The sequence below is a fragment of the Haemophilus influenzae genome, assembly GCF_003494325.1.
Taxonomy (GTDB): Bacteria; Pseudomonadota; Gammaproteobacteria; order Enterobacterales; family Pasteurellaceae; genus Haemophilus; species Haemophilus influenzae_I.
Genome location: NZ_QQIK01000003.1, coordinates 135,345 through 156,549 on the forward strand (window position 1 = coordinate 135,345; position 21,205 = coordinate 156,549).

General features: G+C 37.7%; 24 protein-coding genes and 1 riboswitch. Of the genes, 10 read left to right on the plus strand and 14 right to left on the minus strand.

What is annotated here, in order from left to right:
• Nucleotides 1–112: 112 nt before the first annotated feature.
• Both galE and DV356_RS06300 read right to left on the minus strand, forming a co-directional pair.
• Nucleotides 113–1,129 carry a UDP-glucose 4-epimerase GalE gene (gene galE, locus DV356_RS06295; RefSeq protein ID WP_084999845.1) on the minus strand — a complete coding sequence of 339 codons (1,017 nt, stop codon included), beginning with the start codon at nt 1,127–1,129 and terminating at the stop codon, nt 113–115.
• Between the two features lie 172 nt (nt 1,130–1,301).
• Nucleotides 1,302–2,330 carry an alpha-2,3-sialyltransferase gene (locus DV356_RS06300; protein WP_118806693.1) on the minus strand — a complete coding sequence of 343 codons (1,029 nt, stop codon included), beginning with the start codon at nt 2,328–2,330 and terminating at the stop codon, nt 1,302–1,304.
• A 222-nt stretch (nt 2,331–2,552) separates the two neighbouring features.
• A riboswitch (TPP riboswitch) is annotated at nt 2,553–2,641 on the plus strand.
• A 73-nt stretch (nt 2,642–2,714) separates the two neighbouring features.
• Between DV356_RS06300 and DV356_RS06305 the strand changes: the two genes are divergently transcribed.
• From DV356_RS06305 to tenA, 4 genes are read left to right on the plus strand one after another with little or no spacing between them, the layout of a single operon-like run.
• The gene (locus tag DV356_RS06305; protein ID WP_071162825.1) at nt 2,715–3,437 is read left to right on the plus strand and encodes an ABC transporter ATP-binding protein; all 723 of its coding nucleotides are present in this window, start codon (nt 2,715–2,717) and stop codon (nt 3,435–3,437) included.
• Nucleotides 3,434–4,171, plus strand: coding sequence for an ABC transporter permease (locus tag DV356_RS06310; RefSeq protein ID WP_005693804.1), 738 nt, complete (start codon nt 3,434–3,436; stop codon nt 4,169–4,171). The genes DV356_RS06305 and DV356_RS06310 overlap by 4 nt, the downstream gene beginning before the upstream one ends.
• 21 nt (nt 4,172–4,192) lie before the next feature.
• Nucleotides 4,193–5,137, plus strand: coding sequence for an ABC transporter substrate-binding protein (locus tag DV356_RS06315; RefSeq protein WP_065245014.1), 945 nt, complete (start codon nt 4,193–4,195; stop codon nt 5,135–5,137).
• Nucleotides 5,138–5,146: 9 nt separating this feature from the next.
• Nucleotides 5,147–5,794 (plus strand): thiaminase II, encoded by a 648-nt coding sequence (tenA, locus tag DV356_RS06320; protein ID WP_105879978.1) that lies wholly within the window; start codon nt 5,147–5,149, stop codon nt 5,792–5,794.
• Between the two features lie 99 nt (nt 5,795–5,893).
• On the opposite strand, the gene DV356_RS06325 is transcribed toward tenA, so the two are convergent.
• The 5 genes from DV356_RS06325 to DV356_RS06345 all read right to left on the minus strand — a co-directional run bounded on the left by DV356_RS06325 (nt 5,894) and on the right by DV356_RS06345 (nt 10,599).
• Nucleotides 5,894–6,709, minus strand: coding sequence for a metal ABC transporter permease (locus tag DV356_RS06325; protein ID WP_005669089.1), 816 nt, complete (start codon nt 6,707–6,709; stop codon nt 5,894–5,896).
• A complete protein-coding gene (locus DV356_RS06330; protein WP_112088112.1) occupies nt 6,702–7,550 on the minus strand; it encodes a metal ABC transporter permease in 849 nt (282 codons plus the stop codon). The genes DV356_RS06325 and DV356_RS06330 overlap by 8 nt, the downstream gene beginning before the upstream one ends.
• A 3-nt stretch (nt 7,551–7,553) precedes the next feature.
• Nucleotides 7,554–8,474: an ATP-binding cassette domain-containing protein gene (locus tag DV356_RS06335; RefSeq protein ID WP_116967415.1), complete on the minus strand. Its 921-nt coding sequence runs from the start codon at nt 8,472–8,474 to the stop codon at nt 7,554–7,556.
• Nucleotides 8,474–9,355 (minus strand): metal ABC transporter substrate-binding protein, encoded by an 882-nt coding sequence (locus DV356_RS06340; RefSeq protein ID WP_116966159.1) that lies wholly within the window; start codon nt 9,353–9,355, stop codon nt 8,474–8,476. The genes DV356_RS06335 and DV356_RS06340 overlap by 1 nt, the downstream gene beginning before the upstream one ends.
• 365 nt (nt 9,356–9,720) lie before the next feature.
• Complete coding sequence (locus DV356_RS06345; RefSeq protein WP_112087529.1) at nt 9,721–10,599, minus strand: D-alanyl-D-alanine carboxypeptidase family protein; 879 nt, start codon at nt 10,597–10,599, stop codon at nt 9,721–9,723.
• 246 nt (nt 10,600–10,845) lie between these two features.
• On the opposite strand from DV356_RS06345, the gene rlmN reads away from it, so the two are divergent.
• The 6 genes from rlmN to DV356_RS06375 all read left to right on the plus strand — a co-directional run bounded on the left by rlmN (nt 10,846) and on the right by DV356_RS06375 (nt 16,648).
• Entirely contained in the window at nt 10,846–11,997 is a 1,152-nt protein-coding gene (gene rlmN / locus DV356_RS06350; RefSeq protein ID WP_005662659.1) for a dual-specificity RNA methyltransferase RlmN, read from the plus strand.
• A 100-nt stretch (nt 11,998–12,097) separates the two neighbouring features.
• Nucleotides 12,098–12,637 carry a type IV pilus biogenesis/stability protein PilW gene (pilW, locus tag DV356_RS06355; protein WP_075913234.1) on the plus strand — a complete coding sequence of 180 codons (540 nt, stop codon included), beginning with the start codon at nt 12,098–12,100 and terminating at the stop codon, nt 12,635–12,637.
• Nucleotides 12,638–12,708: 71 nt separating this feature from the next.
• Entirely contained in the window at nt 12,709–13,620 is a 912-nt protein-coding gene (locus DV356_RS06360) for a RodZ domain-containing protein (protein WP_112119363.1), read from the plus strand.
• A gap of 8 nt (nt 13,621–13,628) precedes the next feature.
• Complete coding sequence (gene ispG / locus DV356_RS06365; RefSeq protein ID WP_005656366.1) at nt 13,629–14,735, plus strand: flavodoxin-dependent (E)-4-hydroxy-3-methylbut-2-enyl-diphosphate synthase; 1,107 nt, start codon at nt 13,629–13,631, stop codon at nt 14,733–14,735.
• A 9-nt stretch (nt 14,736–14,744) separates the two neighbouring features.
• The gene (gene hisS, locus DV356_RS06370) at nt 14,745–16,016 is read left to right on the plus strand and encodes a histidine--tRNA ligase (protein WP_116962329.1); all 1,272 of its coding nucleotides are present in this window, start codon (nt 14,745–14,747) and stop codon (nt 16,014–16,016) included.
• A gap of 17 nt (nt 16,017–16,033) precedes the next feature.
• A complete protein-coding gene (locus DV356_RS06375; RefSeq protein ID WP_005693794.1) occupies nt 16,034–16,648 on the plus strand; it encodes a YfgM family protein in 615 nt (204 codons plus the stop codon).
• A 50-nt stretch (nt 16,649–16,698) separates the two neighbouring features.
• Here DV356_RS06375 and iscX read toward each other — a convergent pair whose 3' ends face one another.
• From iscX to iscU, 7 genes are read right to left on the minus strand one after another with little or no spacing between them, the layout of a single operon-like run.
• The gene (gene iscX, locus DV356_RS06380; RefSeq protein WP_005659903.1) at nt 16,699–16,893 is read right to left on the minus strand and encodes a Fe-S cluster assembly protein IscX; all 195 of its coding nucleotides are present in this window, start codon (nt 16,891–16,893) and stop codon (nt 16,699–16,701) included.
• Nucleotides 16,893–17,234: an ISC system 2Fe-2S type ferredoxin gene (fdx, locus tag DV356_RS06385; RefSeq protein WP_118806694.1), complete on the minus strand. Its 342-nt coding sequence runs from the start codon at nt 17,232–17,234 to the stop codon at nt 16,893–16,895. Before fdx ends, iscX begins: the two co-directional genes overlap by 1 nt.
• A 39-nt stretch (nt 17,235–17,273) precedes the next feature.
• On the minus strand, nt 17,274–19,133 hold the full coding sequence (hscA, locus tag DV356_RS06390) for a Fe-S protein assembly chaperone HscA (RefSeq protein WP_118806695.1): 1,860 nt from the start codon (nt 19,131–19,133) through the stop codon (nt 17,274–17,276).
• A gap of 18 nt (nt 19,134–19,151) precedes the next feature.
• Nucleotides 19,152–19,838 carry a DUF2625 domain-containing protein gene (locus DV356_RS06395; RefSeq protein ID WP_005649159.1) on the minus strand — a complete coding sequence of 229 codons (687 nt, stop codon included), beginning with the start codon at nt 19,836–19,838 and terminating at the stop codon, nt 19,152–19,154.
• A 50-nt stretch (nt 19,839–19,888) separates the two neighbouring features.
• Complete coding sequence (gene hscB / locus DV356_RS06400) at nt 19,889–20,413, minus strand: Fe-S protein assembly co-chaperone HscB (protein WP_112087524.1); 525 nt, start codon at nt 20,411–20,413, stop codon at nt 19,889–19,891.
• 12 nt (nt 20,414–20,425) lie between these two features.
• Complete coding sequence (iscA, locus tag DV356_RS06405; RefSeq protein ID WP_005688927.1) at nt 20,426–20,749, minus strand: iron-sulfur cluster assembly protein IscA; 324 nt, start codon at nt 20,747–20,749, stop codon at nt 20,426–20,428.
• Nucleotides 20,750–20,805: 56 nt separating this feature from the next.
• The gene (gene iscU / locus DV356_RS06410; protein WP_005654861.1) at nt 20,806–21,186 is read right to left on the minus strand and encodes a Fe-S cluster assembly scaffold IscU; all 381 of its coding nucleotides are present in this window, start codon (nt 21,184–21,186) and stop codon (nt 20,806–20,808) included.
• Nucleotides 21,187–21,205 lie beyond the last annotated feature (19 nt).

The window sequence follows — 21,205 nt, forward strand, 5'->3', positions numbered from 1 at the left end:
GAAATTTCGCCTTTCAATTAAAGGATTTTTGTAAAAATTAGGGGATTTTTAATCATTCCCCTAATGTTTAGCATTCTTCTTCCTAAAAAAGAAAAACAAATATTAGAGAATATTAATCTCTATACCCTTTTGGATTATTTTTCTGCCAGTTCCACGTGTCTTGCATCATTTTTTCAAGACCACGTTCTGCCACCCAACCAAGCTCTTTTGCCGCTAAACTAGGATCAGAATAGCAAGTGGCAATATCGCCAGCGCGGCGTTCTACAAGTTTATATGCAATTGTAATATTGTTGGCTTTTTCAAAGGCTTTTACCATATCTAATACGGAATAACCATGGCCCGTACCAAGATTATAAATATGTAAGCCAGCGTCATTTTCATGACGTTGAAGCGCTTTTAAATGCCCCACAGCTAAATCCACTACATGAATATAATCACGCACACCTGTTCCATCATGAGTGTCGTAATCACTACCAAATACAGAAAGTTGTGCTAATTTACCGATAGCAACTTGGCTAATATAAGGTAATAAATTATTTGGAATACCATTTGGATCTTCACCAATCAAGCCACTTTCATGCGCCCCAACTGGATTAAAATAACGCAAGATAGTCATGCTAAATTTTGGTTCCGCTTTTGCTGTATCGCGTAAAATCTGCTCAACCATATATTTAGATGTACCATAAGGATTGGTTGTACCGCCGACTTCACAATCCTCTGTAATTGGAATAATTTTTGGATCGCCGTAAACCGTTGCAGATGAGCTAAATACAAAGTTCCAAACACCTGCTTTTTTCATTTCTTGAATTAATACAAGGGTGCCAGCGACATTGTTCATGTAATATTCTGTCGGCTTTTGAACACTTTCCCCTACGGCTTTTAACCCTGCAAAGTGAATAACCGAGTTAATCTCATTTTCTGCAAAAATTTTTTGTAACAAAGCACGATCTAAAATATCGCCTTCATAAAACTTTGCTTCTTTGCCTGTAATTTGTTTTACACGCTCAAGGGATTTTGGCGATGAATTGCAAAGATTATCTAATACCACCACCTCTTTGCCAGCATTTAATAATTCTACAACTGTGTGAGAACCGATATAACCGGCGCCACCTGTCACTAAAATGGCCATAATGATTTCCTTGTTAATTATTGAGACTAAAAAATTATATCACTATTTTGTGTGGTAAGAATGGTGATTTTCAATAAAATAAAAAACCTGTTGCTAAAAAGTATTGTTGTAGCGAGTGAGATAACCTCTCATATTTAGGGCTATGTCCATTAGTTGTGTGATATAAGGTTATCTAATCCCATTTTCTTGATTTTAAGGCGTGTTTTATATCATTAGGTAAACGTAATATATCCCAGAACAACCGAAAAATCAGATTTTGGTAAATTCTTGGTTTGGAATATATACCAATTTTTTTATATACAAACTTCGGCGGAATTAAAATATCTTGTGTGTAATTTTTCTTTTCTTCGAGAATAAAAGTAATTGGGTTATTCAGTGGTGATAAAGGAAAATAATTACATAGAGGACTTTCTGGCGAAATGCAATAAATATTTACTCCATAATGTTTTTGTAAAAAATAAAGTGCATTTAAATCATATTCCATAGAATGGATATCGCTTTGACTTTTATTTTGTGAAAAAGAAGGTAATAATTTAATAATATTTTCTTTTTGATGATGAAATGCATAAGGATTCTCTTTTTCTTGATAAAAATCAATGCCTGTCAAATAAAGATCTTTATAACCCATTGCAGTCGCCACTGCACACATATAAACGCCTGATGTAATCCTCTTATTCTCATATAATTCGTGATATTGTAAATGAGCATTAAAAGCTCGTAGTTTTTTCAAATAGCAATGACCAAGATCAATTTGTGGCAGTAATTTTTCTAAATGCTGGATTTTCTTTAATGTTGAATCCCCTAAATTCAGAAAAGATGCTAAGATAATATCAGCATATTCATATTTATATTCATTATTTTTAATTAATTGCATAAACGTATAGTATTGTTCAAAAATTACAGAACAATTAAAAAATACTTTTTTTATTTTCTTGCCAAGAAAATAATGATCTTCAAAATAAAATTGATTGCAACGGAAAACATCATAATCTTTAGGCAATAAACTATAGTCAATTGATTTTAAACTTGTTCCATTACCTGCAATAATGACAGACTTTGATTGATTGATTGATTGATTGATTGATTGATTGATTGATTGATTGATTGATTGATTGATTGATTGATTGATTGATTGATTGATTGATTGATTGATTGATTGATTGATTGATTGATTGATTGATTGACATATTGTACCGTTCATTGAATAAAATAGAAGTTATCCCTAAAAAATAATAAACATTATATAGATTTATAGAACTTTTTACTAAACGTTGATTATACCTTCCTAAAATTATTATCTAATATCAGTTGTACTATCTCCGTTGTATCTTAGCAAGAAAAATTTAAAAATGCTTTTCTTGTTCCATTCGGATAGAAACCTAATCGCTTGTTTTTTCTACCAAACAAGCGTAAACTTACCAACAATTTTTAGTCGGGGTGCCGAAAGGCTGAGATGATACCCGTGAACCTGAAACAGTTAGCACTGACGTAGGAAACTAACATGCCAAAAAATCCATTTTCTTTTCATTCCATTTCTTATCCTTTCTTTTTTATTACGCACTCCCTTTAATCATTAAGGCGAGCAATGGTGCGTATTCAAGATTTGAGTCTTGCCTTTAATGGGCAAACGTTATTTGAGCATCTTAATTTAACCCTGTTGCCGAACGAATGGGTAAGCTTGTTGGGCAGTTCAGGCGTGGGAAAATCGACACTTTTGCGACTACTGGCGGGCATTGAAACGCAAGGTGTGGTGCAGGGGAAAATCCTATTTGAACCGAAAATTCGTATTGCGTGGTTGCCTCAAAAAGAGACACTTTATCCGTGGTTGTCAATTGTCGATAACGTGCAGTTGCAAGCGGTCTTATTTGGGCGAAAATCTGCAAAAACCACTGAAAAAGCTAAAATGTTGCTTGAAAAAGTGGGAATGGCAGCACATTGGCACAAGCCTTGTTCGCAGCTTTCGGGCGGGCAAAAACAGCGGGTTGCCTTGGCACGCACCTTAATGCAAGAGGCGGATTTGATTTTGCTTGATGAGCCTTTTTCCGCTCTTGATGCCATCAGTCGCCATCAACTTCAAGATTTAGCCTTTGAACTGCTCGAAGATAAATCAGTGCTGCTCGTGACCCACGATCCACAAGAGGCATTGCGGCTAAGTCAGCGTATTTTTGTGTTGCGTTCGCCTGAAACTCATCAAACAGCATTATCGGCGGTGATTCTGCCCGAAGGTAACGCCCCGCGTGAGTTGCATCAAGCCAATTTATGGGCGTTGCAGCAACAATTATTGCAGGAATTAGGGGGCGAACAATGAAAATTCGCTTACTTAAACCGCTTTTAATTGTTGGCGTGTTGTTGATGATCTGGCAAATGGTCGCAACCTTGGGCAGCTTCCCACACTACATTTTTCCCTCACCGCAAGCTGTAAGGCAGCAGTTATTCACACACGCTGAACTGCTTTGGCAGCATACGCAAGTCACGTTGTTAGAAATTTGCTTAGGGCTGTTGTTAGGCTTTCTATTTGGGTTGATTTCGGCGTTGTTGCTCTCATTTTCTCGTCAAATTTCTGCCGTCTTATTGCCGATTTTGGTCATTTCGCAAGCGATTCCCGTGTTTGCTATTGCGCCGTTGTTGGTGTTGTGGTTTGGCTATGGAATGGCATCCAAAATTGTGATGTCGGTGCTGATTATCTACTTCCCCGTCACGGCAGCTTGTTATGATGGACTACGCAACACCCCACAAGCGTGGCTCGATTTGGCGAAAACCTTTAACATTTCCCCCTTGCGTTTATTGCTTAAAGTGCGATTACCTGCGGCTTTGCCTGCTTTTGCTTCGGGCTTGCGAATTGCGGTTTCGGTCGCCCCAATTGGTGCGGTGGTAGGTGAATGGGTAGGTTCGTCTGAAGGCTTGGGGTATTTAATGATTCACGCCAATGCCCGAATGCAAGTTGATTTAATGTTTGCCGCCTTACTGATTTTAGTGTCAATTTCACTCTGTTTATATTTCAGCATTGATTGGCTATTACACCGTTTTATTTGGTCTGTTTAACTTTTCATTAAAGGAGAAAAAATGAAGACAATCATCCGTTATTTCAGCTTTGTAATGGGGCTAATGCTCACGCTTCCTAGCTTTGCAAAAGAGAAAATCAGCGTAATGCTAGATTGGTATGTAAACCCCGATCATGCAGCCATCATTGTGGCTCAACAAAAAGGCTTTTTTGAAAAAAATAACTTGGAGGTTGAAATTATCGAACCTGCTGATCCTGCATTACCGCCGAAATTAGCGGCGGCAGAAAAAGTTGATTTAGCCGTGAGTTATCAGCCTCAGCTTTATCAACAAGTGGCAGAAGGCTTGCCTTTAGTTCGAGTGGGTTCACTGATTTCAAATCCATTAAATAGCGTAGTGGTACTAAAAAAGAGCAATTTGAAAAGCCTTGCTGATTTAAAAGGTAAAAAAGTGGGGTATTCTGTCAGCGGTTTTGAAGATGGATTACTTGATACAATGCTTCATTCTATTGGTTTAAGCAATAAAGATGTGGAATTAGTGAATGTAAATTGGTCGCTTTCGCCCTCTCTTTTAACTGGACAAGTGGATGCTGTGATTGGTGCATTTCGTAATTTTGAACTCAATCAGCTTGCTTTAGAAAAGCAAGAAGGTATCGCATTCTTCCCTGAACAATATGGCGTGCCTGCTTATGATGAGTTGATTTTAGTTGCTAATAAAAACAGCGTAACAGATAAAAAAACATCGGCATTTTTGACCGCACTTGAACAAGCCACAAGCTATCTACAAGCTCACCCCAATGAAGCGTGGCAAGCCTTTGTCAGCTATAAACCAAACGAACTTAACACGCCATTAAACCAACTGGCGTGGAAAGACACGCTCCCCTTCTTAGCCAATAAACCTCGCCAATTAGACGCTAAACGTTATCAACAAATGGCAGAATTTATGCAACAAAAAGGCTTAATTCCAAAAGCCTTAGCGTTGAAAGAATATGCGGTAGAAATTGAATAAGGAAAAAAGATGATTGAACAACTCATTCAACAAGCTCAGCCTTATTGGCAACAATATATTGAACACGAATTTGTGCAACAGCTCGCAAAAGGTACGCTACCAAAAGCTTGTTTTCAGCATTATTTGAAGCAGGATTATCTCTATCTTTTTCATTACAGCCGAGCCTTTGCCTTAGGTGTATTCAAGGCAAAAAATTTCGCTGAAATGGAAACACCTCGTAAAACCTTAGAGATTCTTTGCCAAGAAATTCAACTACATTTAAATTATTGCCGTGAGTGGGGAATTAGTGAGCAAGAGATTTTTGCTACTCAAGAAAGTGCCGCTTGCATTGCTTATACTCGCTATTTGCTTGATTGCGGCATGACGGGCAGTTTGGCTGAGCTTTATGCAGCTGTAACCCCTTGTGCTTTGGGTTACGCTCAAGTTGCTCGTTACATTACTCAGCATTATCCTCGCTTACCGAACAATCCTTATCAAACGTGGATTGATACCTATGCGAGTGAGGAATTTCAACAAGCCGCCCAAGAAACCGTTGATTTTCTTACCGCACTTTGCAAACCACTAAACCCAAACCAGCTTGCCGAGATTCAACAGATTTTCACCACCGCAACTAGAATGGAAATTGCGTTTTGGCAAATGGGGTTGGATTTGGCTTAGGCTTAGATTGGCGATTAGACGAATGACTTTATTTATCTCCAAACGGATAAATTTATTGCGATTTTCTACCTCCTCTTTGAGAAAAGAGGGGTAGAAAAATTATCTTATTCTAATCTTGCTATAAGCTAATGCTATAACAAAAAATGCGGCTTGCAGAAGAATGATACAAGCACCTGTTGAGGCATCAAAATGATAGCTCAATATTACGCCAATTAGACTTGATGTAATGGAACTGACAATAGCAATCCATAGCATTTTATCAAAAGATTTAGTAAGCGTAAGTGCGGTAATTCCTGGCGCAATTAACATTGCCACCACCAAAATAACACCTACCACTTGCATCGTGCTTACAATGGTTAAAGCAAGTAGAATTAATAAACCATAATGTAAAATTTTAGGAGAAAGCCCTGCAACACGGGCGTGGCTTGGATCAAAACAATAAAGCAAAAAGTCTTTACGTTTAAAGACAATCAGACAAAAAATTATCGCAGAAATGACCGCACTTTGAATAAGCTCTTGATAACTTACACCCAATACATTACCAAACAAAATATGGGTTAAATGCTGTTCTGTTTGAATTTTGGTAAACATAACAAGACCAATGGCAAACATTCCAGAAAATACAATGCCCATTGCAGTATCTTCTTTTATGCGACTATTTTCTTTTAAATATCCCACACCAAGGGAGCAAAAAATACCTGAGCAAAATGCACCAATGGCTAAAGGAATTCCTGCCAAATAAGCGAGTACAATACCAGGTAATACAGCGTGAGAAATGGCATCGCCCATTAATGACCAACCTTTCAAGACTAAATAGCAAGAAAGTAATGCACAGATAATAGAAACAATCAATGCAGTCAATAAGGCATTTTGCATAAACTCAAATTGTAGCGGTTCTAAAAGCCAATCAAACATTTTCTACCGCCTTTTTATTACGTGTGAGTAAGCCATATTTTGGTGAAAATAAGAAAGCGACTAAAAACAATAATGTTTGCAATGTCACAATCACACCGCCAGTGGCACCGTCTAAATAATAGCTAATATAGACCCCAACAAAATTTGTCACTGCGCCTAAAATAATAGCGATGATTGACAAGGTTTTGAATTTATCAGTGAGTAAATATGCTGTTGCACCAGGGGTAATGACCATTGCAATGACTAAAATCGCCCCCACAGTTTGCAATGCAGCTACCACACAAGCACTTAATAAAGTAAAAAATAAAACCTTATAAAATAATGGCGAAAGCCCTACTGTTCTTGCCTGTGTTTCATCAAAAAAAATCAGTAGTAAGTCTTTCCAGAACAATAAAAGCAATACTAAACAAACACCGATAATAATTGCGACTTGGTAAATATCTTCATCAGCAATGCCTAAAATATTACCTAAAATGATATTGTGCACATTTACTGCGGTTGGATTTAAAGAAACGATTAACAAACCTAATGCAAAGAAAGTACTGAAAATAAACCCGATAACGGCATCTTCTTTCAGTTTAGAAATGGATTTAATCCAAAGAATAGAAAGTGCGGCTAAAATTCCGGCAAAAAATGCACCAAGTGCATAAGGCAAAGAAAAGGCATAAGCAATAGCGACACCGGGTACGACAGAATGGGAAAGTGCATCACCAATTAGAGACCAGCCTTTAAGCATTAAATATGAAGACAAAAAAGCACAAATGCCACCCACTGCGGTACTCAAAATCATCGCCTTGAGCATATAATCATAGGAAAAAGGTTCGAGCAATAAATCTAACATTACCTATTCCTTCTTATTTTCGACCGCACTTTTATAAGGACAGTCTTCAAAATGGCAATCCTGTGTTGTTGGCGCAGGTGGATCTTGCTTAGTTTCGCCATAGAATACAACGGCTTTTTCATCATCTGTTAAGACGGTAACAGAACGTTTATCTTCATCATTATGTAAATTTTCGCCCAATAATTTAATATGACGTAACACCCCACCAAATACAATTTCCAAATTATGTTGGTTAAAGGTGTCTTCTGTTTTTCCTGCGGCGATGACCGTGCGATTAATCATTACCACTTGATCACAAAAATCAGGAACAGAACCTAAGTTATGAGTTGAGACAAGAATAAGATGACCTTCTTCTCGAAGCTGTTGAAGAAGATCAACAATGGCATTTTCAGTTTTCACATCAACGCCAGTGAAAGGTTCATCCAATAAAATAATTGGACTTTGTTGTGCTAAAGCGCGGGCTAAAAACACGCGTTTTTTCTGCCCGCCAGATAACTCGCCAATTTGACGATGCGCAAGATGCTCAATATTTACTCGCTGCATCGCCTCTTGAACTTTTTGTTTATCAATCGCTTTGGGGATACGAAGAAAATTCATATACCCATAACGCCCCATCATCACGACATCATACACTGACACTGGAAATTGCCAGTCCACTTCTTCTGATTGTGGTACATAAGCAACCAAATTACGTTTCAGTGCTTGGGAAATTGGCAGATCACAAAGTTTAATTTCACCTTGTTGTGGCTTCACAAGCCCCATTATGCTTTTAAATAATGTGGATTTACCACTGCCATTCACGCCAACTAACGCACAAATAGTTCCACTATTGAGTGAGAACGTCATATTGTGAATCGCAGTATGACCATTGTTGTAACGAACAGTTACATCATTAACCCAAATTGATGTCGAGAAAGAGTCCATTATTTTCCGAATCCTTTAACAATGGTTGATACAGTGACGTTAAGCAAATCAAGATAAGTTGGCACAGGGCCGTCTTTCGCAGAAAGTGAATCAACGTACAATACGCCACCGTATTTTGCGTCACTTTCTTTGGCTACTTGTTGTGCAGGTTTGGCTGAAATTGTACTTTCACTAAACACAACAGGAATATTGTTTTTACGAACTAAATCAATCACTTTACGCACTTGTTGTGGTGAGCCTTGTTGTTCAGCATTGATTGGCCATAAATAACCTTCTTTTAAGTTGTAATCTTTCGCCAAATAACTGAAAGCACCTTCACTTGTTACAAGCCAGCGTTGCGCTTCTGGAATTTGTGCTAATTTTGCACGAAGTGGTTCATCAAGTTGTTTAATTTTTTGAGCATAGTCAGCGGCATTTTTTTCGTACACTGCTGCATTTTGTGGATCGTATTTCACTAACGCATTTTTAATATTTTCAATATAAATTAATGCATTCGATGGCGACATCCACGCGTGTGGATTAGGCGCATCTTTATAGGGGCCTTCATAAATAGATAATGGTTGAATACCTTCTGTTACTACCACAGCAGGTTTATCTTTAACATTTTGGAAGAAACGCTCAAACCAACGTTCTAAATTTAAGCCGTTCCATAAAATTAAATCAGCAGATTGTGCTTTTACAATGTCTTTTGGAGTGGGTTCATATTCGTGAATTTCAGCACCGGGTTTGGTGATAGATTCCACTGTAGCTGCATCACCCGCCACATTTTGTGCAATATCTTGAATCACGGTGAAGGTGGTAACAACTTTGAATTTTGCATTAGCTTGCATTGCAAATAAACCAAGTGCAAGTGCGGTCATAATTTTGAATGAATTTCGCATAAGATGTCCTTATTTAAAAAAAGATAGATTGAATGCCTGAATAATTGTTCAATAGCTCAACAATTATTCATCGGAGATAATAGTACTACTTTTTATATTGTTTTGGAATGGAAATGATTATCAAAATAATAAATTTATTTATAATTATTTCGTACAAAATGTATTGAATTTATGAAAAAAGAACAAAACATTTTGGTTAGTATTAAGTTCAGCAATAGTCTTGGCTGCTTGTGATGATAAACCTAAAATGACAGAACAAACCAAAACAACTGACCAAGAAAAAGTCACTGTAGAACAGCCTGCTCATCAGCTAAAAAACGCAAGATAAAACAAACTGTTATCTCGCATTTTTATGTTTATGAACATTATTTTGATAATTTCTGAATTAGCGTATTAAATCCCACTTCATCATAGCCATCTTCATATTGGGCTTCTCCTGCTACATCACGAATTGTTCTTCCATTTAATGCTGTGCAGCCGAATTTTTCTAATTTGCTTTTAGTAAAACTAGAACGATACGCTGAGGAAGTGTTATTTAAACTAATTACGCCAATAGTTGCATTTTTGCATGGGTGTTTATTAATGAAAACGAGATTATAACCAGATTCTTGAATGTAGCCTGTTTTATTCACTGCCGCATCAAAAATTTCATCACGCACTAACTTATTGGTATTTTTAATATAAAGTTTGTGTTTCCCTGCTTGGATATAAGTTGCACTAAGATTAGATAAACGTTTAATGTCCGATTTATTTAATGAATATTTGGCGAGCTTAACTAAATCCATTGGGCTGGAAATATTATAGCTAGATAATCCTGAACTATCGTGAAAACGAGTAGAATACATACCAAGTTGATGGGCTTTTTCGTTCATTTTCTTAATAAATTGGCGACGACTTATTCCCGCTGCACGAGAAAGTGCGTGGGCGGCATAGTTATCAGAATGGACAAGCATTGCTTTCAATAATTCGTTACAAGAAATAGGAATATTTTTAGGTAATTTTGTTCCAGTGCCTTTAATTCGATCCGTATCCTCTTTTGTGATTGCGATTCGACAATTAGGATTTTTATTATTCTCTAAAAATACATTAGCCGTCATTAATTTTGTTACAGAGGCAATAGGCTGAATACTATCAGATGCGTGGCTTTCCAACACTCGATTATGGGTAAAATCATACACAACATAAGACTGTGCCAGCGCAAAAGAAGGACACAAAGATAAAATAAATAAAGCTTTTTTAAACATTATTGGTCACCTTAAAAAATAGGCTGATATTTTACCGCACTTTTTCCGCTGTAATTGAAAATATTTGCGATCTAGATCGCAAAAAAGTGCGGTAAGATTTTCTATCGTTTTTCAATTCCGCTAGATTATGCGGTGACAAATCTGTACAATCGCCGTTCATTTTTTAATTGCGAATTTTTCGTTGTGAGTTTTTGATAAAAACACCTGCACAATGCTATCGCCACAATGTGTAATAACGAGGCTAAAATGTCAGAATTATTGTCTGTGCAATCAGATGCACCCGCTAAAAAAATTAATCTAATGGATTTAACGCGCCAACAAATGCGCGAATTTTTTAAAGAACTCGGCGAAAAACCATTCCGAGCAGATCAGTTAGTTAAATGGATTTATCATTTTGGCGAAGATAATTTCGACAATATGACAAACATTAATAAAAAATTACGTGAAAAACTTAAGGCGGTTGCAGAAATTAAAGCCCCAGAAGTTGCCGTTGAGCAGCGTTCAGCCGATGGCACGATAAAATGGGCAATGCAAGTGGGCGAGCAGCAAGTTGAAACTGTGTATATTCCCGAAGCAGATCGTGCGACGCTTTGTGTATCTTCCCAAGTTGGCTGTGCCTTAGCTTGTACCTTCTGTTCAACCGCACAACAAGGCTTTAACCGCAATTTAACGGTTTCAGAAATTATCGGTCAAGTATGGCGAGCCTCTAAAATTATTGGCAACTTTGGCGTAACTGGCGTTAGACCCATTACAAATGTGGTAATGATGGGAATGGGCGAACCCTTATTGAATGTTGCTAATGTTGTTCCTGCAATGGAAATTATGTTAGATGATTTTGCCTACGGTTTATCAAAACGTCGTGTAACCTTATCGACTTCTGGTGTTGTGCCAGCATTAGATAATTTGAGCAAAATGATCGATGTGGCTTTGGCTATTTCATTGCATGCCCCAAACGATGAATTACGTGATGAAATTGTGCCAATCAACAAAAAATACAATATCAAAACATTGATTGACTCGGTAAATCGTTATTTGACAGTATCAAATGCGAATCACGGCAAAGTGACGATTGAATATGTGATGCTCGATCATGTAAATGATGGCGTAGAACACGCTCATCAACTTGCAGACGTATTAAAAAATACGCCTTGTAAAATTAATTTAATTCCGTGGAATCCGTTCCCAGAAGCACCTTATGCAAAAAGCTCGAATACGCGCATCGATCGCTTCCAAAAAACCTTAATGGAATATGATTTTACCGTGATTATCCGTAAAACCCGTGGAGATGATATTGACGCAGCCTGTGGGCAATTAGCGGGAGATGTTATCGATCGTACTAAACGTACGGCAATGAAACGCCAATTTGGACAAAATATTGGGGTGACAGAAGTTAATTAATATTCTAGGTATGTGAATTAATCAAGTTCACATGCCCTATGTTTTCATACAAATTAAAGCATATTAAATATTTCTTCCTGCCCAGTTAAAAGGAGAAAAAATGAAAACAATAAGTAAACAACTAAGTGCGGTTATTTTCCCTTTCATTTTTTCTGCTTGCGTTTCACAATCTGCATCTAGCTTAAATCATCAAGCTGCCGCTAAAGCGCGTGTGGAACTCGCTTTGAGCTATCTTCAGCAAAATAATCCTCAACTGGCTAAAATCAACTTAGACAAAGCACTTCAACACGATAAAAATTACTATCTCGTGCATTCAGCACTTGCACATTATTATCAACAACAAGGGCAAATAGAAAATGCCTTTCGTGAGTATGAAATAGCCGTAAACCTTAATCATAAACAAGGCGATGTGCATAATAATTTTGGTACGTTTCTATGTAGTCAAAAGAAATTTGAACAAGCTCAGCAACAATTTGAATTAGCACTTAATTCGCCGAATTATTATCATCAAGCAGATACATTTGAAAATATCGTGCTTTGTGCTTATTCCGCGCAAAAAATGGATATTTATCAGCAAACTTTAGAAAAATTACGTCAAATCGATGGAAAACGTGCGGAAAAATTCAATAGTCTAAAATAAAGCATTGCCAAATCAAGTATTGGACTTTAAAATTTAGCCTCCATTTACCGCCTAATTATTTGATTAAATTTATGAATCCAACTACTGAGCAAGTGCTTTCCCCTGGTGAGATTTTTCGTCAAACACGCGAAGCCTTAAATCTTTCTCTTGAAGATGTCGCTAAAGAAATCACGCTACGCCCTTCTATATTAGAGCAACTTGAAAATAATGAATTTATTCAAAAATCTACCCCTGCAATCTTTGTAAAAGGTTATGTGCGTAGCTATGCAAAGTTCTTACGTTTGCCAGATTCTGTGTGGGAAAATATTATTTTTGCTGAAACAGAAAAAAATGATTTAGGGAAAAATGCACGTTCAACCCGTGCCGTTAATCAATATTCCTCTCACAATCGTTGGATCGGGCGTTTAACCGCAATAGTATTCGTGATTGTAATTGGTATGACTGGGCTTTGGTGGTGGCAGAGTTATCAACAAAATACTCAAGAACGCGATGATTTAGTGCAAAGCTATGTTGCCTCTACCGAAAACAATCAGCCCGCCACCGCTCTTGTGACAACAGAAGAAACTAATAAATCTGCACCAGAAACAGCAGCACCAGTCTCACAACCAGTAGAAATAACAAATAATCTGTTACCAGAAATAGCACAAGAAAATAGCGTTTCACAACCCAAAAACGATGAAAAATCAGTTTCAGACATTCAAAGTGCGGTCGAAAATCCAAGTATTTCTCCAACGTTACCTATAGCAAAAGGCGATTTAGTGATTGAAATATTGACAAATAGCAGTTGGATTAGTGTAAAAGATAACGCTCGCCACGTATTAGCACAAAAAGAATATAAACAAGGCGAAATATTAACCTTTAATGGCAATGAATTTTCATTAATTGTAGGTGCACCAAGCAATGTGCGTATCACTTACAAAGGCGAGAATTATCCTCTGAAAGTGGATGGCCGTGTAGCAAAATTCAAACTTTCACAACCTTAGGAAAAATAATGTCAGCTTTTCAGCCAACTATTAAGCGTCGTGAATCGACAAAAATATATGTGGGAAATGTACCAATTGGTGGGGATGCGCCGATTGCCGTGCAATCAATGACAAATACTCGCACCACTGATGTGGAAGCGACAGTTGCTCAAATTAAATCATTAGAACGTGTTGGTGCAGATATTGTTCGTGTATCTGTTCCAACAATGGATGCTGCGGAAGCATTTAAACAAATTAAACAACAAGTGAATATCCCGCTCGTAGCAGATATTCATTTCGACTATCGTATCGCGTTAAAAGTCGCAGAATATGGAGTGGATTGTTTACGTATCAATCCTGGCAACATTGGTCGTGAAGATCGCGTCCGTGCCGTTGTTGATTGTGCGCGAGACAAAAATATTCCGATTCGTATTGGTGTAAATGCAGGCTCTTTAGAAAAAGATTTGCAAGAAAAATATGGCGAACCAACGCCAGAAGCCTTGTTAGAATCCGCATTGCGTCATGTAGAAATTCTAGATCGTCTTAACTTCGATCAGTTTAAAGTGAGCGTAAAAGCCTCCGATGTATTCTTAGCGGTTGAATCTTATCGTTTACTGGCTAAAGCAATTAAACAGCCTTTACATTTAGGCATTACAGAAGCAGGTGGTGCACGCGCTGGCGCAGTAAAATCTGCGGTGGGTTTAGGAATGTTATTAGCTGAGGGCATTGGCGATACACTGCGCATCTCTTTGGCGGCAGATCCCATAGAGGAAATCAAAGTCGGTTTTGATATTTTGAAATCTTTACGGATTCGTTCAAGAGGAATTAACTTCATTGCTTGCCCAACCTGTTCTCGCCAAGAATTTGATGTAATCGGTACAGTAAATGCGCTAGAACAACGCCTTGAAGATATTATTACACCAATGGATGTATCTATTATCGGTTGTGTAGTAAATGGTCCTGGCGAGGCACTCATCTCCGATCTGGGCGTAACGGGCGGTAACAAAAAAAGCGGTTATTATCTTGACGGCGAACGCCAAAAAGAGCGTTTTGATAACGAAGATATAGTGAACCAATTAGAAGCAAAAATTCGTGCGAAAGTCGCACGACAAGATCCAAAAAACAGAATTATTTAAGGAAAGCTCGTGGCAAAAACAATTCAAGCAATTCGTGGTATGAACGATTGCGCCCCAACAGAATCTCCATTATGGCAATGGATTGAAGCGCAAGTACGCCAGGTATTAAACAACTACGGTTATTCCGAAGTGCGTATGCCAGTTGTAGAAAGTACACCATTATTCGCTCGTGCAATCGGTGAAGTGACAGATGTTGTTTCAAAAGAAATGTACACATTTTGGGATAACGATGAACAATTAACCTTACGCCCTGAAGGCACTGCAGGTTGTGTGCGTGCCGCCATTGAACACGGTTGGATCTATAACAATGAACAACGCTTATGGTATATGGGGCCAATGTTCCGTCATGAACGTCCACAAAAAGGTCGTTACCGTCAATTCCATCAAGCAGGTGTTGAAGTATTCGGTATTGCGAATCCAGAAATCGATGCAGAATTAATCATGCTTACCTATCGTTTATGGAAAGCGTTAGGTATCGATCAACATGTTACACTTCAACTTAACTCAATTGGTTCTTTAGAAGCACGCGCAAATTATCGCTCAGCGTTGGTTGGATTCTTAGAAAACCATCAAGATTTAATGAGCGATGAAGAAAAAGAGCGTTTAGTAAGAAATCCGCTTCGTATTTTGGATACAAAAAATCCAGAATTACAAAAAGTATTAGATAACGCGCCTAAATTGCTTGATTATTTAGATGATGAAAGCCGTGCGCATTTTGAACAATTATGTTCATTATTAGATGCTGTTGGTATTCAATATGAAATTAATCCTAAACTCGTTCGTGGTTTAGATTATTACAACAAAACTGTATTTGAATGGGTAACCTCTGCTCTTGGCGCACAAGGTACTGTATGTGGCGGCGGTCGTTATGACGGTTTAGTGGAACAACTTGGCGGACACGCAACACCGAGTATCGGATTTGCGATGGGATTAGAGCGTTTAGTCTTGTTGGTACAAGAAGTTAATCCAAATGTTCCTGCGAAAAGTGCGGTGGATATTTATGTTGTTTATCAAGGCGAAGGCGCAACATTAGCCGCTTTTGAATTAGCGGAAAAAGTACGCTCAGAATTACCGCACTTAAATACTATGTTGCACTGCTCTGGCGGTAATTTCAAAAAACAATTTAAACGTGCAGATAAATCTGGTGCAACATTGGCATTAGTTATCGGCGAAAGCGAAGTACAAAATAAACAAGTCGTTGTTAAACACTTGCAAGGTGGCACAGATCAGCAAACCTTAGATTTAGTGAATATAATCGACTATCTTCAAACTCAATTTTAATTTAAAAGGGGAAAAACATGGCTTATTCCATTGAAGAAGAACAAGAGATTAACCAGTTAAAAGACTGGTGGAAAGAGAATGGCAAAACAATTATTGTCGCTTTTATCTTAGGTGTGGGTGGTATGTTTGGATGGCGTTATTGGCAAACTCACCAAGCAGAACAAATCGCTCAAGCTTCTGCACAATACGATACTTTAATTAATTCTGTGCAACAAGACGAACAGGCTAAAAAAGCAAATATAGAACAATTTGTGCAAGCGAATAGCAAAACTGCATACGCTGTATTTGCTTTGTTAGATGAAGCGAAAAAAGCCACTGAAAAACAAGATTTTTCAGCAGCAGAAGCAAATTTAAACCAAGCATTAACCCAATCTCAAGATGAAGTATTAACATCTATTGTTGCATTACGTCTCAGTGCAGTACAATTCCAATTAGGCCAATTAGATAATGCTTTAAGCACCTTAAACCAAGTGAAAGGCGAAAGTTTTAATGCTCGCAAAGCGATTTTAACGGGCGATATCCAAGTTGCAAAAGGAGATAAAGTTGCGGCGAAAAACAGCTTTGAGCAAGCACAACAAAGTGGTAGCCAATTAGAACAACAAATGGCAAAAATGAAATTAAACAACCTTTAAAAAATAATACCCGCATCAAAGTGCGGGTATTTTTTCAATCAAATTTCTGATTATTCAAATTCATCTAACCATTTTAATAAAATAGCCTCAAGAATTGATTCATTTGATTTATTAGGATCGTCATCAAAATCTTCAAGTTCACAAATCCATTTATGTAAATCAGTAAAACGAACTGTTTTTGGATCTAAATCTGGATTACGATCGTAAAGTTCTTCTGCAATTAATTGGGCGTCTGTCCATTTCATTAGTGAGCCGCCTCATTTGCGTGATTAAGGTTATATTTTGGAATTTCTACCACAAGATCTTCATTTCCCACGACGCATTGACAAGATAAACGGCTATCCATTTCTAATCCCCAAGCCTTATCTAGCATATCTTCTTCTTGATCACTCGTTTCATTTAAAGAATCAAAACCCTCACGAACAATCACGTGGCAAGTTGTACAAGCACAAGAACCATCACAAGCGTGATGAATTTCTACTCCCGCATTGTGAGCAACTTCTAATAAGTTATCTCCTGTTACAGCATCAACGACCATACCTTCAGGACAAAAATCTTCATTAGGTAAAAAAATCACTTTTGGCATAATACTTTCCTCAAAATTATTTAATATCTGACTGCAGTTTTACGGATTTTCAATGTCTGACAGATTTTTACCTGTCAAAGCTTTATTAATTGATGCATTCATTCGGCGAGCAGCAAATTCTTGGGTAGCAGTGTCTAAGGCTTTAATTCCTTGCGCAATTGCATCGCGATCTGAACCTTGTTTTACATTCATTAATTGTTTTAACACAGTTTCAATATGATGAAATTCATCTGTGCTAAGCAATTCAGCCCCATCTGCTTGTAGCGCAACAATCACGCTTTCAATAACACGATCTGCTTCCACACGCTGCTCTGCCAATTCACGTGCTTGCAAATCTTCTTGTGCATTATCAAAAGAAGATTTAATCATTGCGGTTACTTCTTCATCAGTTAATCCATAAGATGGTTTAATTTGTATTGAAGCCTGTACTTTTGTCGATTTTTCCATCGCTGTAACGCTTAATAAACCATCTGCATCCACTTGATAAGTCACTCTAATATGGGCTGCCCCCGCCGCCATTGGCGGAATACCTCGTAGAGTAAAGCGTCCTAAAGAACGACAATCATCGACTAGCTCTCGTTCGCCTTGTAGCACATGAACAGTCATTGCCGTTTGCCCATCTTTAAAAGTAGTAAACTCTTGCGCACGAGCCACAGGAATTGTTGTATTACGTGGAATAATTTTTTCCACTAATCCGCCCATCGTCTCAATGCCTAAGGAAAGCGGGACAACATCAAGTAATAACATATCAGAATCAGTTTTATTCCCGACTAAAATATCTGCTTGAATTGCAGCACCAAGTGCCACAACTTTATCAGGATCGATTGAGGTTAATGGTGTTTTACCAAAAAACTCGCCAACTTGTTCTCTTACATAAGGCACGCGAGTTGAACCACCAACCATTACTACGGCTTGCACTTCTTCGGATTCCACATTGGCATCTTTCAATGCCCGACGACAAGTTAGCAATGAACGTTTTACAAGCGGATAAATTAATTCATTGAATTGTTCCTGCAAAATCTCTACTGAAAAATCTTGCCAAGAAATAACCGCACTTTTTTCATTAGTCAAGGTAATTTTAGCTTGGTTGGCAAGGGTTATTAGCTCACGCTGTTGATTTGCTGTTTGTGGTTTTAGCTTAGTTTGTTCTATTACCCAATCTGCAATTAAATGATCAAAATCATCTCCACCTAATGCAGTATCTCCCCCCGTTGCTAAAACTTCAAAGATACCTTTTGATAAGCGTAAAATTGAAATATCAAATGTGCCACCGCCTAAATCATAAACCGCAATAATGCCTTCTTGCCCACTATCCAATCCATAAGCAAGTGCAGCTGCAGTAGGTTCATTCAATAAACGTAATACATTTAGCCCAGCTAAACGCGCAGCATCTTTAGTGCTTTGACGTTGAGCATCATCAAAATAAGCTGGAACCGTAATCACAACCCCAGAAAGCTCACCTCCAAGGCGTTGTTCTGCAATGTGATTTAAGCGCGATAAAATATCTGAAGACACTTCAATTGGACTTTTAGACCCCTGTGCCGTAATAATTAAAGGTAATCCATTTTCACTCGCCACAAATTCATAAGGCAAACTAGAATAACGAGACTGAACATCAGAAAGGCTGCGACCAATTAAGCGTTTTACTGAAATCACCGTATTTTTGGGATCAAGTGAGGCTTGTTCAAAGGCTTCTAAACCAACTTTCTTCTCTTCAACGCCATAATGAACAACTGACGGCACAAGACTGCGTTCTTGTTCATCATTAAGAATCACGGATTGCCCGCTACGCACGGATGCAACCAAAGAATTGGTTGTTCCCAAATCAATCCCAACGGCTAAACGATGTTGATGCGGTGCCGCAGCTTGTCCTGGTTCTGCAATTTGTAATAATGCCATATGCTATTTTTCTACTAGTTATGCGACGGAATACGCCAAATCAAATTTATTTTTTTCTGCAAAGCTTGCTTGGTAATGGGTTTCAATATTGACTTCCTGTTTTTGACGTTCATCAATTGCTATTTTTCTGTCTTGGTTTAAATCAGGCGTAAATACAAAAACTTGGTTACCATCTAATTGTTTTACATCATCTTGCCAATTTTTCCAAAATAGCCCTTGATAAAAGGCCTCTACATCGCCATTCAATGCCCAAGCTAAAAATTCTGTGTAAGTAAAATTTAAATTATGCCAAGTAAGATCTTTTGATGAATAGTAATAAATTTTTCCAATATTATTGCCTAATGAACCACCATTTAACGCAAAATAACCACCAATCACATCATCTGCAACTAATAAATATTTTGGTTTTTCGCCTGACTCACTAAAAGATTTACTGAAATTCCAATCCATCAAGCCACGCGGTAATTTAAAACTTCCAGAACCTAAAATACGTAACCAACCATAATGAATTAAAATTCCACCTGTTTCATAGATTACTGCACCCATTGGCGAGGATGTTGGCATTTGCATAGTAAAAAGCTCACGCTCCGCACTGGATTGATCTTTTTTAATTACTTCACAATGATTGCGAGCGTTATCAATCCATTGGGAAAGGGTTATCCAAGCAGAATGTTCTGGACTAGTGAGCTGTTCAAGAGTTTGCATAGTGTTATTTATTCACATCTCGTAGGAGCAAATTACATTTGCCCCCAGATTTAATCTAATTCAAAAATTCGTTCTTCCACACGTTCAATTTCTTCAGAAAGTTTATGGGTAAAACGTAATTTATCACAGTATTGAGATGCTCTCGCCCATTGTTGAGATTTCAAACTCTCAAAAAGTGCGGTCAATAATGATTGAGTTTCTTGTTTAATTTCTTTAGCAAAAGCATTTAATGCTCTTTCATCTTGCTGGCGTTCAACTTCTTCTAATTGTTCGCGCCATTGTAATTGTTGCATTAAAAACGCCACATCTTGCGTGCTTTTTTGTTCAAGATCTAACTGCTCACCAGTATTAAGAGCAATGATCGCTTCAGCTCGCAAAATTGGGTCTTTTAACGTTTTTAAGGCATCATTCACTTCGGTAGATTTTTGCATCGCAACACGTTGCTCTAAAGCACTACTTGAGACAAAATTATCTGGATGTAGGGCCTTTTGTAATTTTAAATAACGTGCATTTAGTACTTTTTCATCCAGCTGAAAATCAACTGGCAAATCAAAAATTTGAAAAGGATTGAACATCAGATTATTACCTTAAACGTGGAAACTTTCGCCACAACCACAAGATTCTTTTACATTTGGATTATTATATTTAAAGCCTTCATTTAGGCCTTCTTTTACATAATCCAGCTCAATGCCATTGAGATAAACGAAACTTTTTGGATCGACAATAATATTAACACCGTGCTGCTCAAAAACTTGATCTTCGGAATTTAAAACATCTACAAACTCAAGTACATAAGCTAAGCCAGAACAACCTGATGTTTTCACACCTAAACGTAATCCAATACCTTTACCACGATTATCCAAAAAGGCTTTCACTCGCTGAGCTGCTTTTTCTGTTAATGTAATACCCATCTATCCCCCAACACCGCTAAAAATGCGGTCAAAATTGACCGCACTTTTTCACATGATTAGCCTTGTTTTGCTTTATAATCAGCAATTGCTGCTTTAATTGCATCTTCTGCTAAAATAGAGCAATGCACTTTCACTGGCGGTAATTCTAATTCTTCAGCAATTTGGCTATTTTTAATTGCCCCTGCTTCTTCTAAAGATTTACCTTTTACCCACTCAGTAATTAATGAACTAGATGCAATCGCAGAACCACAACCATAAGTTTTGAATTTTGCATCTTCAATAATGCCATTATCATCTACTTTGATTTGTAGTTGCATAACATCACCACAAGCTGGTGCACCGACCATTCCAGTACCAACATTGCTATCTTTTTTGTCCAATGATCCCACGTTACGTGGATTTTCATAATGATCAATTACTTTTTCGCTATAAGCCATTTTAACTTTCCTTTTTTCA